This window comes from Pseudomonas sp. GB2N2 (assembly GCF_054897705.1).
In genome coordinates, this window is record NZ_CM142701.1 from 5,285,003 (window position 1) to 5,297,177 (window position 12,175).

General features: G+C 60.1%; 11 protein-coding genes. 2 read left to right on the forward strand and 9 right to left on the reverse strand.

Going from position 1 to position 12,175, the window contains the following annotated elements; all coding sequences use genetic code 11:
* Window positions 1-23: 23 nt before the first annotated feature.
* The 5 genes from lnt to miaB all read right to left on the reverse strand — a co-directional run bounded on the left by lnt (window position 24) and on the right by miaB (window position 5,339).
* Window positions 24-1,547, reverse strand: coding sequence for an apolipoprotein N-acyltransferase (lnt, locus tag ACYZT4_RS24525; protein WP_461983435.1), 1,524 nt, complete (start codon window positions 1,545-1,547; stop codon window positions 24-26).
* An 8-nt stretch (window positions 1,548-1,555) separates the two neighbouring features.
* A complete protein-coding gene (locus ACYZT4_RS24530; RefSeq protein WP_262164110.1) occupies window positions 1,556-2,395 on the reverse strand; it encodes an HlyC/CorC family transporter in 840 nt (279 codons plus the stop codon).
* A gap of 5 nt (window positions 2,396-2,400) precedes the next feature.
* Window positions 2,401-2,895 carry an rRNA maturation RNase YbeY gene (gene ybeY, locus ACYZT4_RS24535; protein WP_461983438.1) on the reverse strand — a complete coding sequence of 165 codons (495 nt, stop codon included), beginning with the start codon at window positions 2,893-2,895 and terminating at the stop codon, window positions 2,401-2,403.
* Window positions 2,888-3,892, reverse strand: coding sequence for a PhoH family protein (locus ACYZT4_RS24540; RefSeq protein WP_461983440.1), 1,005 nt, complete (start codon window positions 3,890-3,892; stop codon window positions 2,888-2,890). Before ACYZT4_RS24540 ends, ybeY begins: the two co-directional genes overlap by 8 nt.
* 118 nt (window positions 3,893-4,010) lie before the next feature.
* Entirely contained in the window at window positions 4,011-5,339 is a 1,329-nt protein-coding gene (gene miaB, locus ACYZT4_RS24545) for a tRNA (N6-isopentenyl adenosine(37)-C2)-methylthiotransferase MiaB (protein ID WP_461983442.1), read from the reverse strand.
* 134 nt (window positions 5,340-5,473) lie between these two features.
* Here miaB and ACYZT4_RS24550 point away from each other — a divergent pair, with 134 nt between their 5' ends.
* The gene (locus tag ACYZT4_RS24550; RefSeq protein ID WP_045062075.1) at window positions 5,474-5,803 is read left to right on the forward strand and encodes a DUF1820 family protein; all 330 of its coding nucleotides are present in this window, start codon (window positions 5,474-5,476) and stop codon (window positions 5,801-5,803) included.
* A 67-nt stretch (window positions 5,804-5,870) separates the two neighbouring features.
* Here ACYZT4_RS24550 and ACYZT4_RS24555 read toward each other — a convergent pair whose 3' ends face one another.
* The 4 genes from ACYZT4_RS24555 to ACYZT4_RS24570 all read right to left on the reverse strand — a co-directional run bounded on the left by ACYZT4_RS24555 (window position 5,871) and on the right by ACYZT4_RS24570 (window position 9,403).
* Entirely contained in the window at window positions 5,871-6,425 is a 555-nt protein-coding gene (locus ACYZT4_RS24555) for a tetratricopeptide repeat protein (protein ID WP_461983444.1), read from the reverse strand.
* 224 nt (window positions 6,426-6,649) lie between these two features.
* Window positions 6,650-7,933: a glutamate-1-semialdehyde 2,1-aminomutase gene (gene hemL / locus ACYZT4_RS24560; RefSeq protein ID WP_461983446.1), complete on the reverse strand. Its 1,284-nt coding sequence runs from the start codon at window positions 7,931-7,933 to the stop codon at window positions 6,650-6,652.
* Window positions 7,934-7,960: 27 nt separating this feature from the next.
* Window positions 7,961-8,587 (reverse strand): thiamine phosphate synthase, encoded by a 627-nt coding sequence (thiE, locus tag ACYZT4_RS24565; protein WP_461983448.1) that lies wholly within the window; start codon window positions 8,585-8,587, stop codon window positions 7,961-7,963.
* 18 nt (window positions 8,588-8,605) lie between these two features.
* Window positions 8,606-9,403, reverse strand: a complete 798-nt coding sequence (locus ACYZT4_RS24570) for a hydroxymethylpyrimidine/phosphomethylpyrimidine kinase (protein ID WP_407014164.1) — start codon at window positions 9,401-9,403, stop codon at window positions 8,606-8,608.
* 325 nt (window positions 9,404-9,728) lie between these two features.
* On the opposite strand from ACYZT4_RS24570, the gene ACYZT4_RS24575 reads away from it, so the two are divergent.
* On the forward strand, window positions 9,729-12,113 hold the full coding sequence (locus tag ACYZT4_RS24575; protein ID WP_461983450.1) for a 7TM diverse intracellular signaling domain-containing protein: 2,385 nt from the start codon (window positions 9,729-9,731) through the stop codon (window positions 12,111-12,113).
* Window positions 12,114-12,175: the final 62 nt, after the last annotated feature.

Sequence of the window (12,175 nt, forward strand, 5' to 3'; positions counted from 1 at the left end):
CAAGGTGGCAGGCGCCGCACTACTTAAACGGTTTTCGCCATCCTGTTGGCCACCAGTGCCCAGCCAAACAACAACATGCACACGATAATCAGCGGCCACGAACGCCATTGCAGGTAAGGCGTCAGGTCGTGCATCGGCACTACTTCGCCGTACAGGATGCCGCGTTCGAACTGCGGGATCTGCGCGGTGATCTGCCCGAACGGGTTGATCAGGCCGGTGACGCCGTTGTTGGTGGCGCGGATCATCCAGCGTCCGGCCTCCAATGCGCGCATCTGCGCCATCTGCAAGTGTTGCAGCGGGCCGATGGATTTACCGAACCACGTGTCGTTGCTGATGGTCAGCAACAGATCGCTGCGGGCCGCGAGGCTGGCGGCAAACTCCGGATAAACCACTTCGTAGCAGATGAACGGCGCGATTTGATATCCCTTGGCTTGCAGCATCGCCTGATCGACCGGCCCACGGGCAAAGTCAGACATCGGCAAGTCAAAGAAGGCAATCAGGCCGCGCAATACATCCTGCAAGGGCACGTATTCACCGAATGGCACCAGTTTCTGCTTGAGGTAAGTGCCGTCGCCTTCGCCCGCCACGGTGATGCCGTTGAAAAAGCGCTTCTCATGACGAACGACTTCTCGGATCGGGACGCCGGTGATAAATGCCGAATCCCGCTCGGAAGCGAATTTCCCCATCATGGCCAGGTAACCCTCGGCCGACTCCTTGAGCACCGGGATCGCAGTTTCCGGCCAGATCAACAGGTCGACACGCTTGGAGCTGAAACTCATATCTCGGTACAGCGCCAGTTGCGCGTTGAGCTGCGCCGGGTCCCACTTCATGCTTTGTTCGACATTGCCCTGAATCGCCGCAACGCTCAGCGGCGCACCTGCCGGGGCGGTCCAGGCATGGCCCTTGAGCGCGATGCCGGCCACCCAAGGGCCGAGCAACAGCAGCACGCCCGCCGCAATAAAACCTGTGCGACCGGTCTTGATCAGGCGCGAAGCGTTGCAGATCAGCGCGGCCGTCAACGCCAGCGTGAAGGACACCAGCCACATCCCGCCCACAGGCGCGAGCCCGGCCAGCGGACCATCGAGCTGGCTGTAACCGGAATACAGCCAAGGGAAACCGGTGAGGAACCAGCCCCGAAAGGCTTCCTGGCCCACCCACAACGCTGCGAAGGCCATCGCATCGGCCAACGGTGCCTCGTTACGCCTCAACCACCGTGCCCACACCCAGGCGGGCAGGGCAAAGAACCAGGCAATCGCCGCCGTAAAGAGCAGCATCAGGAACCCGGCAAGCAGCACCGATGCGCCGCCGAAGTGGTGAATGCTGTAGTAGATCCAACTGGTGCCGGCGCCGAACAGGCCGAAGCCGAAACACCAGCCACGGCCCAAGGCCTGGCGGGGGCTCAGTTCGCGCAGGCCGGCGTAAAAAAATCCGACCGCCAGCAACGCCAGCGGCCAGATATCAAACGGCGCCAGGGCCAGTGTGGTGAGTGCACCGGCCGCCACGGCCAGCAGGTTACCGGGCCAGCCGGGGCGGGTTACGCGGAGCATGTCAGTCCTTAACGGGCAATGGGTGTCAGGCGAAGCAGGTGAATCCGACGACTGTCCGCATTCAGGATGCGAAAGCGATAAGGGCCGATTTCCGTGATTTCATTGCGTTTCGGCAGGTGCCCGAACGCGCTCATCACCAGGCCGCCGACGGTGTCGAATTCATCGTCGGAGAATTCGCTGTCGAAGAACTCGTTGAAGTTCTCGATCGGTGTCAGGGCCTTGACCAGGAAGTCGCCGCTGGGCAGCGGTTTGATGTAGCTGTCTTCCTCGACGTCATGCTCATCTTCGATGTCGCCGACGATCTGTTCCAGCACGTCTTCGATGGTCACCAGGCCCGCAACGCCGCCGTATTCGTCAATGACGATGGCCATGTGATTGTGGTTGGCGCGGAACTCGCGCAGCAGCACATTCAGACGCTTGGACTCGGGCACGAAGGTGGCGGGGCGCAGCAGATCCTTGATATTGAAGCTGTCGCCGTTCTCCTTGAGGATCAACGGCAGTAAGTCTTTGGCCAACAACACGCCCATCACGTCATCGTGGCTTTCGCCGATGACCGGATAGCGCGAGTGGGCCGAGTCGACCACGGCAGGCAAAAACTCACGCGGTGTCTGGGTCGCCTTGATGCTGACCATCTGCGAGCGCGGGACCATGATGTCCCGTACTTGCAAGTCTGCAACCTGGATAGCGCCTTCGACGATGGCCAGCGCTTCGCTGTCCAGCAACTTGTTCTGGTGTGCATCGCGCAGAAGCTCCAGCAGCTCCTGACGGTTCTTCGGCTCGTGGGCAAAAGCCTGGGTGAGCTTACCCAGCCATGACTTTTGCCCGTTGCTCGATCGATCTTCGCTCATAGCGATTACTCTGAATCCTTTGTTGTCACGATAGTGGATGTTTCAATTTCGTCGTCCGCGTACGGGTCGGGGTAGCCCAATTCGGCAAGCAACGTCCGTTCCAGTGCTTCCATTTCTTCGGCTTCGTCGTCATCTATATGGTCGTAACCCAGCAAATGCAAACAGCCGTGAATGACCAGATGTGCCCAGTGGGCGTTTAGTTCCTTGCCTTGTTCAGCAGCTTCGCGCTCGACCACGGCGACGCAGATCACCAGGTCGCCGAGCAGCGGGATGTCGAGGAATTCGTCAGGCACATCGGCAGGAAACGACAGGACGTTAGTCGCGTAATCCTTGTGCCGCCAGGTGTGGTTCAGCTCGCGACCTTCTTCCTCGTCGACCAGCCGAATGGTCATCTCGGAGTCGGCAGTGCGCTGGCGCAGGGCGAGTTCGCACCATTGGCGGAACTCGGCTTCGCTGGGGGCGGGTGCTACGGTGGCCAGTTGCAGATCAAGCTCAAGCATCGCGGCGACTGTCCTTTGGGGTTTCGTCGGCCACGCGATTCTCGAAGCGCTCGTAGGCTTCGACGATCCGCTGCACCAATGGGTGGCGCACAACGTCTTTTGGCTTGAAATGGGTGAAGCTGATACCCGGCACGTCTTTGAGCACCTCGATCACGTGGTTCAGTCCGGACTTGGTGCCTTTCGGCAGGTCGACCTGGGTGATGTCACCGGTGATGACCGCCGTGGAGCCGAAGCCGATCCGGGTCAGAAACATCTTCATCTGCTCGACGGTGGTGTTCTGGCTCTCGTCGAGAATGATGAAGCTGTTGTTCAGGGTGCGACCGCGCATATAAGCCAGCGGCGCAACTTCGATCACTTGGCGCTCGATCAATTTGGCGACGTATTCGAAGCCGAGCATTTCGTAGAGTGCGTCGTACAGCGGACGCAGGTACGGGTCGATTTTTTGCGACAGATCGCCGGGCAGGAAACCGAGTTTCTCGCCCGCTTCAACTGCCGGGCGGACCAGCAGAATGCGCCGGATCTGCTCGCGTTCCAGCGCGTCTACTGCGCAGGCAACTGCCAGATAGGTCTTGCCGGTACCGGCGGGGCCGATGCCGAAGTTGATGTCGTTGCCGAGGATTTCCTTCACGTAGCGCAGCTGATTCAAGCCGCGAGGGCGAATCATGCCTTTTTTGGTGCGCAGGGCGACGGAGGGTTCGGACGCGGAAATGTTGTCCATCTCTTCGACGGCCGATTCCTGCAGGAACAGGTGGACCGTGTCTGGCGACAGCTCGGTACCCTGGGTTTCACGGTACAGGCGGCGCAGGAGGTTTTCCGCGGAGGAGGTGTGTTTGGGGTCGCCGATCAGCTCGAACTGGTTTCCGCGGTTGCGGATCTCGATGGTCAGGCGTTGCTCGATCAAGCGCAGGTGCTCGTCGAAAATCCCGCACAGATTGGCGAAGCGGCGAGCTTCAAAGGGCTCGAGAATAAAACGATGTGGTTCTATGGGTGCGTTCAAGGTCGTATTTAGCCGCCCTGGGGCAATTAAGATGAAATCAAGGATAACGCCAGTGGCTCGGGTGCGAAAGCTCTTAAATATCCCAAGCCCAAACACCCTCCCACAGGGATTGGTCGTGCTACTGGATCAACGAGCCCCGCAGCGAGTGCGGCTGTGCAGCATCGATGTGCACATCGGCGAACTGGCCGATCAAGGTCGGATTGTCGCAGCGGAAGTTGACGATCCGGTTGTTCTCGGTCCGGCCTTGCAGCTCGCCGGGGTCTTTTTTCGAGTAATCGGTGACCAGGATTCGTTGGGTCGAGCCGACCATTTGTCGGCTGATCTCGAAACCTTGCTGGTTCAAGCGATGTTGCAGGGCATTCAGGCGTTCTTTTTTCAGCGCTTCCGGCGTTTCGTCAGCCAGATCAGCCGCTGGCGTGCCCGGACGTTGGCTGTAGACGAACGAATAGGAGAAGTCGAAGCCGACGTCTTCGATCAGCTTCATCGTCTGTTGGAAATCTTTCTCGGTCTCGCCCGGGAAGCCGACGATGAAGTCCGAACTGATGCAGATGCCCGGCACAGCGGCGCGCAGTTTGCGCAGTTTGGATTTGTATTCCAGCGCGGTGTGGTTGCGCTTCATCGCCGACAGAATCCGGTCGGAACCCGATTGCACCGGCAAGTGCAGGTGTTTCACCAACTCTGGTACGTCGGCGTGGGCCTGGATCAGGCTGTCGGAGAACTCCAGGGGATGGGACGTGGTGTAGCGAATCCGGTCAATGCCATCGACTGCCGCGACGACCCGGATCAACTCGGCCAGGTCTGCCAGGCGACCGTCGTGCGTGCTGCCGCGATAGCCGTTGACGTTCTGGCCGAGCAAGGTCACTTCACGCACGCCGTGTTCGGCGAGGTGAATGATTTCAGCAATCACGTCATCGAACGGCCGGCTGACTTCTTCGCCGCGGGTGTAGGGCACCACGCAGAACGTGCAGTACTTGCTGCAGCCTTCCATCACCGACACGTACGCGCTCGGGCCATCGATGCGTGGCTCGGGCAAGTGGTCGAATTTTTCGATTTCCGGGAACGAGACGTCGACCTGCGGCAGCTTGGTGGCGCGGGCCGCGTCGATCATTTCGGGCAGGCGATGCAAGGTTTGCGGGCCGAACACCACATCCACGTACGGCGCGCGGTCGCGGATGGCGGCGCCTTCCTGGCTGGCCACGCAACCGCCGACGGCGATCACCATGTCAGGGTTGGCCAGTTTCAACTCGCGCCAGCGACCGAGCTGGGAATACACCCGGTCCTGGGCGCGTTCGCGGATCGAGCAGGTATTGAGCAGGATCACGTCGGCGTCTTCGGCACGAGCGGTGACTTCCAAGGCCTGATGCTCGCCCAGCAGATCCACCATGCGCGAGCTGTCGTACTCGTTCATCTGGCAACCGTGGGTTTCGATGTAAAGCTTCTTGGCCATGGATACAGTCATCACGTGATTCAAGGAACCGCGCATTATAGGGAACATGTCTCCAGGTTCCTACCGTTGCGCGTCCGGTGGCTATGCTATAGTTCGCGCCCTCATTTTTATCCCCGATGTGTTGCTCGCCCACCATGACCAAACGTGAAGCTCCAATCTACAAGGTGATTTTCCTCAATCAGGGCCAGGTGTACGAAATGTATGCCAAGCAGATCTATCAAAGTGATCTGTGGGGCTTCCTGGAAGTGGAAGAGTTCGTCTTTGGCGAGCGCACGCAAGTGGTCGTCGACCCGAGCGAAGAGAAGCTCAAGGCTCAGTTCGAGGGCGTGGTGCGCAGTTTTGTGCCGATGCATTCGATCGTGCGCATCGACGAAGTCGAGCGTCTGGGTACACCGAAAATCAGTGAAGCCCGTGGCGCGGTCGGCAATGTGATGCCGTTTCCGATGCCAATGCCTGACAAGTAAGGCTCAAGACCGCGTCGCTGCCATCGCTGGCTTGCCAGCGATGGGGCCAGTTTGAGCAACGCAGAAATCAAGGAAGAGGCGAAAACGGCGTACGCCCATCGGCGCTCTGTAATTCCATCAGGTACTTGCGGAAGATTTGCCCCAGCACCTGGGTGGCGACCTCAAGTTCTTCCCGAGGCATCTTCTCGGCCACTTCATCCGCTGTGTCCAACGCATCTTCTGCACCATTGACTGCCGCCATCTTCAGCACGATATAAGCCTGAACATTGTTGGCCGGTACACCTTCGCCGTGGAAGAACATGGTGCCGAGTTTGAATTGCGCCTGAGCGTGGCCCTGTAGCGAGGCCTTTTCAAAATAGGCCAACGCCAGTTTGAGGTCGCGCGGGGCGGTTTTGCCGTCGTAGTAGAACTCACCCAACTCGTATTGCGCTTGCGCATCCCCGTCATCCGACGCTTTCTGGCAGGCGGCAAGCGCCTGTGCCAGGTCTTGCGGCTGGGTATTGAGGGTGCAGCGACCCATCGCTGGGATTAACAACGAGTTGCCGCCTGCTTGTGCTAGCGCGAGCAGGGGCTGAAGGAGCAACAGGCAGCCCAGTGCAAGGGCGCGGCCGGTGCGGTTCATGGGAATCGACTTACCTCTGGAGGGCGCGCGGACCCATCGAGGGATCCAATAAGCGCGCATTATGAAATAAGCAGGGCCAACCTTACAAAGTCTTTACTCGTTTTTCTGCTGCATGGGGAATATATCGCCCGGTTTGCGGGGGATTGTCAGCCTATGAGTAGGAAAAGACCCGGGCATGTAGGTTAAAGCTGACGCGGGCAATCGCCAACGTCAGCGGCACAGCGTTATTTCAATGCGGCGAATGCGCGTTCGGCGGCATCCAGCGTCAGTTTCAACTCGACTTCGCCATGGGCGATCGAGGTGAAGCCGGCTTCGAAGGCACTCGGCGCCAGGTACACGCCCCCTTCAAGCATCAGGTGGAAGAAGCGCTTGAACAGGTTCGCGTCGCTGGACATCACGTCATCGAACGTCACGATGTCGTCGGCGCCGCTGAAATACAGGCCAAACATGCCACCAGCCTGGGTGGTCACGAATGGAATGCCGGCGGCATCGGCGCGCTGTTGCAGGCCGTCGAGCAGGCGGCTGGTGTAGTCGCTCAGTTCGTCGTGGAAGCCAGGACGACTGATCAGGCGCAGGGTGGTCAGGCCCGCCGCCATCGCCAATGGGTTACCCGACAAGGTGCCAGCCTGATAAACCGGGCCCAATGGCGCGATGTGCGACATGATTTCGCGCGTGCCGCCGAAGCAGCCGACCGGCATGCCACCACCGATGATCTTGCCGAAGGTGCTCAGGTCCGGAGTGACGCCGTAATGCGCTTGCGCGCCGCCGAGTGCAACGCGGAAACCGGTCATCACTTCGTCGAAAATCAGCACCACGCCGTGCTTGTCGCACAGTGTCCGCAGGCCTTCGAGAAAACCCGGCGCCGGAGGCACGCAGTTCATGTTGCCGGCCACCGGCTCGACGATGATGCAGGCCACTTCCTGGCCAACTTCGGCGAGCAGGGCTTCCACGGCGTCGATGTCGTTGAATGGCAGGGTCAGGGTGTGTTTGGCAAAAGCCGCCGGCACACCGGCGGAGCTCGGCACGCCTTGGGTCAGCAGGCCGGAACCGGCCTTGACCAGCAGGCTGTCGGAGTGACCGTGGTAGCAGCCTTCGAACTTGATGATGCTGTCGCGACCGGTGAAACCACGGGCCAGGCGAATCGCGCTCATGGTCGCTTCGGTGCCGGAGCTGACCATGCGCACCATTTCCATCGACGGCACGATCGAGCAGACCAGGTCGGCCATCTCGGTTTCCATCGCGGTCGGGGCGCCGTAGGACAAGCCGTGGACCAACTGATTACGCACTGCGTCGAGCACTTCCGGGTGGCTGTGGCCAAGAATCATCGGGCCCCAGGAACCGACGTAATCGACATAACGCTTGTCGTCTTCGTCGGTGACGTAGGCGCCTTCGGCGTGCTTGAAGAACAACGGCGTGCCGCCAACACTCTTGAATGCGCGAACAGGCGAGTTCACGCCACCGGGAATGTGTTTCTGGGCATTGGCAAACAGCGTTTCGGAACGAGACATGATCGGGCTCTCAAATCGGATTTTAAGCTACTTAATAGAAAGCAGTTCATTAAAGGCGCGCGCGCGGCGGGTCACTTCAGCTGTGCTCTCGGCACCAAACAGGCCGTGGACCACTGCCAGCAAATCGACCCCGTGGGCCACCAGCGGAGCGGCGTTTTCCAGGGTGATGCCACCGATCGCGCAGATCGGCAGGTGCAGTTTGCTGCGAGCCTGGTCGAGCAGTTCGAGGCCGCAGGTCGGTGCGCCGGGCTTGGTGCTGGAGTTGAAGAAGCGGCCGAAGGCGACATAACTCGCGCCTTCCTTGGCCGCTTGTTCCGCGAGATCGAGTTGTGCGTGGCAGGTCGAGCCAATGATCGCCTGACGACCGAGCAGTGCGCGGGCCGGCGTCAGCGGGCCATCGGTCTGGCCCAGGTGCACGCCGACGTTCAGGCGCGCGGCCAGTTCGGCATCGTCATTGATGATCAGTTGGGTTTTATAGCGTTCGCACAGATCGCGCAGGGCTTGTGCCTCACGCAAACGACGGGCCTCGTCGCTGCTTTTGTCGCGGTATTGCAGCAGGGTGACGCCGCCTTCCAGCGCCGCCTCCACGTACGACAGAAATTTACCGGCCAGTAACTGGCTGTCGGTGATGGCGTACAGGCCACGTAGTTTCATCGGGCAAGCCTCATGGCGTTACGAACAGAAATCCAGTGGCAGGCGGCGCGGCACGAACTGGCCTTTGCCCAACTGCTCGGCATCGCGCAGGGTGCGCCACGTGTAGTTAAGCGCGGTCTGCACGGCGCTGACGAGGTTTTCACCCTGAGCCAGACGACCGGCGAGGGCGCTGGCCAAGGTGCAACCGGAACCGTGGTAGCTGCCGGGCAAGCGCTGGCAGGTGTAGGTCTCGCGCAGGCCATCGCGGCTGTACAGACGATTGTGTATTTCGTGTTCATCGCCATGGCCGCCGGTGATCAGCAGGTGTTTGACGTACGGCAGTAGTTTTTCAGCGCACTCGTCCGCGGTGCCTTCTGGCAGTTCGGCGAGGATACGGGCTTCGGGAAGGTTTGGAGTCGCGATGATGGCCAGGGGAAGCAGGCGTTCGCGCATGGCGTAGCCGACTTCATCCTTGCCCAATCGTCCGCCGCCGCCGGCGCGCAGCACCGGGTCGCAGACCATCGGCAAATGCGGGTGCGCCTGAAGCAGTTCGACGACGGTATCGACCATTTCCAGCGAACCGAGCATGCCCAGTTTGACGGCGGCGACTTCGGAGTCGTTGAGCACGGCGTTGGCTTGAGCCAAAACCCACTCACGATCGAGGACGCGGAAATCCGTGACGTTGACCGTGTCTTGCACGGTCAGGGCGGTGACGGCCGGGGCCGCATGACAACCCTGGGCGAGCAGGGCTTCGATATCTGCCTGCAAGCCGGCGCCACCACTTGGGTCGTGGCCGGAGAGACAGAGGACAACGGGGCGAGAGCTGTAGATATTCATGGTGCGCGAGCTTACCACCAGTCGACCAGCGAGTCATGACGGGGACTGTGTAGCAGCCGCACGCAGGCTTCGTCAGCTGCTACAGGAATGGGCGGAGCAGCCGATGCGTTATCAGGACGTGACCGAGCAAACAGCTCTAACTCAAGGTGCTGCGCTGGAACGCCCGTGCTAGAGCCTTTCTGTTAAAAATTTCAATGGTGTTCAATGGCCATCAACGGCTATGCTAGAGTGGATCCAAATCAATAACAGGTGTTACCGGTTTACGTCTACTCAAAGGGAATGAGGGGCTTCCTGAGAAAACCGGACAGGCCACGCTGGGGCTTAAATGCGCTATTTGCTGATGTTGCTGTTTTGCTTGCCCCTTATGGCGAGCGCCGTCGAGTTCGATGAGCTCACTCAAAGCCTGCCCTTGGGCCGAACCCTGCAAGTGTTCGAAGACGCCGATGGCCAGGCGACTATTGCCGATGTGCTTGCGCAAGCTGCGGCCGGACGTTTCAAGGCTCACGACAAAGCCACCCTTAACGCGGGTTATTCGCGTTCGGTGTTCTGGCTGAAAATCGACCTGCATTACCGCCCGACCAATCCCGCCGCGCAACGCACCTGGTTGTTGGAGCTGGCCTATCCGCCCCTTGATCACCTTGATTTGTACTTGCCCGATGCTGCGGGTGCCTATCAACTGGTTCGGCAAACCGGCGATGCGCTGCCATTCGCCAGCCGCGAAATCCGCCAGAACAACTATTTATTCAATCTGAACTTCACGCCGGATCAGGCGCAGACCGTCTACCTGCGCCTGCAAAGCCAGGGCTCGCTCCAGGCGCCGGTGACGTTGTGGTCAAGCACGGCCTTTCTTGAAGAACAGCCAGTGCGCCTCTATGTGCTGGGCCTGATTTACGGTGTGTTGCTGGGGATGCTGGTTTACAACCTGTTCATCTACCTCAGCGTGCGCGACACCAGTTACCTCTATTACATCTCCTACATTGCCTCGTTCGGCCTGTATCAGCTGTCGGTGAATGGCGCAGCGGTGCAGTATTTCTGGCCGGACAACCCTTGGTGGGCCAACGCTTCCACTCCGTTTTTCATTGGCTGCGCGGGGCTGTTCGGCAGTCAGTTCGCCCGCAGCTTCCTGCAAACGGCAACCCTCAACCGCTGGCTCGATCGCTTGCTGCTGGCGTTGATTGCGTTCGGGGCGGTGGTGGTCGGGTTGTCGTTGATGACCAGTTACGCCCTGGCCTTGCGCCTGGCGACGACGCTGGCGCTGACGTTCACCGTGGTGATTTTCGCTGCGGGGTTTTTCGCCTGGTGGCGCGGCCTGCGGGTGGCGCGCTATTTCATCATCGCCTGGTCGGCGTTTTTACTCGGCGGCATCATCAATACGCTGATGGTCCTGGGTTATCTGCCGAACGTGTTCCTGACCATGTATTCCAGCCAGATCGGCTCGGCCATCGAAGTGGCGCTATTGTCACTGGCCCTGGCCGACCGCATCAACGCCATGCGCGAGCAACAGGCGCAGACCTTGTTCGACGCCGGTCAAAAACTCGAAGTGCTCAACCAGCAGTTGGCGCGTAGCAACAAGCTCAAGGATGAATTCCTCGCCACGTTGACCCACGAACTGCGCACGCCGATGAACGGTGTGATCGGTTCACTGGAATTGATGCAAACCGTCGAGATGGACCCGGAACTGGAGCAATACCAGCAAACCGCTGCGGGCTCGGCGCGGGACATGATGCGTATGGTCAACGGCATCCTGACCCTGACCGAATTGCAGGCCGGCAAGCTCAAGGCCAATACATCCGCCTTCAGTTTGCGCAGCGTGGTCGATGCCTTGCGCGTGCAGTTCGAAGGCAATGCAGGGGGCAAGTCGCTGGATTTCAAAGTCGACGTGGTACCCGGTGTGCCGGACCGTCTGCTGGGCGACAGCAGCAAGTTGGTGCAATGCCTTGAATGCCTGCTGGACAACGCGATCAAGTTCACGCGAGTGGGCGGGGTGGCGCTGCGCGTTTCGGGTAAGACCGTAGAGTCAGGACGGCTGGCGCTGTCCTTTGCCGTGATCGATACCGGCATCGGCTTCACTGATTTGGGTGAGGCGACGATGTATCAACGCTTCTTCCAGCTCGACGGCTCGATGACTCGCGAATATGGCGGCTTGGGCGTGGGCCTGGCGATCTGTCGGCAATTGGTCGAATTGCTTGGCGGGCACCTGACGCACCGCTCCGAGCCAGGGCGCGGCAGTCGCTTCCAGCTCGACGTCGAGTTTCAGTTGCCAGTGGCGGAGCGCGCGCCGACGCCGTTGGTCAATCGCGATATCGAGCGCCTGCGCCTGCCGCAAGACTGCACGGTGCTTTTGGTGGACGACAACAGCATCAACCAATTGGTGATGCGCGGCATGCTGCTCAAGCTCGGTTTCCGGGTACGCACGGCCGACAATGGCGTTACCGCACTGGATCTTGTGCAACGTGAAACGTTCGACGCCGTGCTGCTCGATTGCCAGTTGCCGACGCTGGACGGCGTGTCTGTGTGCTGCCAGATCCGCGCCTTGCCGGGCTGCGCGCAATTGCCGATCTTCATGATCGCCTTGAGTGGTGACCGGGAACGCTGCCCGACCGGTGCGTTGATCGATTACCTCAGTAAACCGGTGAAGTTCGAAGACTTGCAGGCGGCGCTGTATCGACGGGTGCTCTGTTCGCAACAAGGCGAAAGCGCCGGCAGTTAGGCGGATATGCCACTTTGATCAGCTTAGGGGCGGTGATTAACTGAACCCCTTGGCTGACCAGA

Excerpts from the sequence above, each read along its gene's own strand:
- ACYZT4_RS24575 (WP_461983450.1), top strand. The coding sequence starts at position 9,729 with ATGCGCTATTTGCTGATGTTGCTGTTTTGCTTGCCCCTTATGGCGAGC.
- ACYZT4_RS24550 (WP_045062075.1), top strand. The coding sequence starts at position 5,474 with ATGACCAAACGTGAAGCTCCAATCTACAAGGTGATTTTCCTCAATCAG.
- hemL (WP_461983446.1), bottom strand. The coding sequence starts at position 7,933 with ATGTCTCGTTCCGAAACGCTGTTTGCCAATGCCCAGAAACACATTCCC.
- ACYZT4_RS24570 (WP_407014164.1), bottom strand. The coding sequence starts at position 9,403 with ATGAATATCTACAGCTCTCGCCCCGTTGTCCTCTGTCTCTCCGGCCAC.
- ACYZT4_RS24555 (WP_461983444.1), bottom strand. The coding sequence starts at position 6,425 with ATGAACCGCACCGGCCGCGCCCTTGCACTGGGCTGCCTGTTGCTCCTT.
- ybeY (WP_461983438.1), bottom strand. The coding sequence starts at position 2,895 with ATGCTTGAGCTTGATCTGCAACTGGCCACCGTAGCACCCGCCCCCAGC.
- thiE (WP_461983448.1), bottom strand. The coding sequence starts at position 8,587 with ATGAAACTACGTGGCCTGTACGCCATCACCGACAGCCAGTTACTGGCC.
- ACYZT4_RS24530 (WP_262164110.1), bottom strand. The coding sequence starts at position 2,395 with ATGAGCGAAGATCGATCGAGCAACGGGCAAAAGTCATGGCTGGGTAAG.
- lnt (WP_461983435.1), bottom strand. The coding sequence starts at position 1,547 with ATGCTCCGCGTAACCCGCCCCGGCTGGCCCGGTAACCTGCTGGCCGTG.
- miaB (WP_461983442.1), bottom strand. The coding sequence starts at position 5,339 with ATGGCCAAGAAGCTTTACATCGAAACCCACGGTTGCCAGATGAACGAG.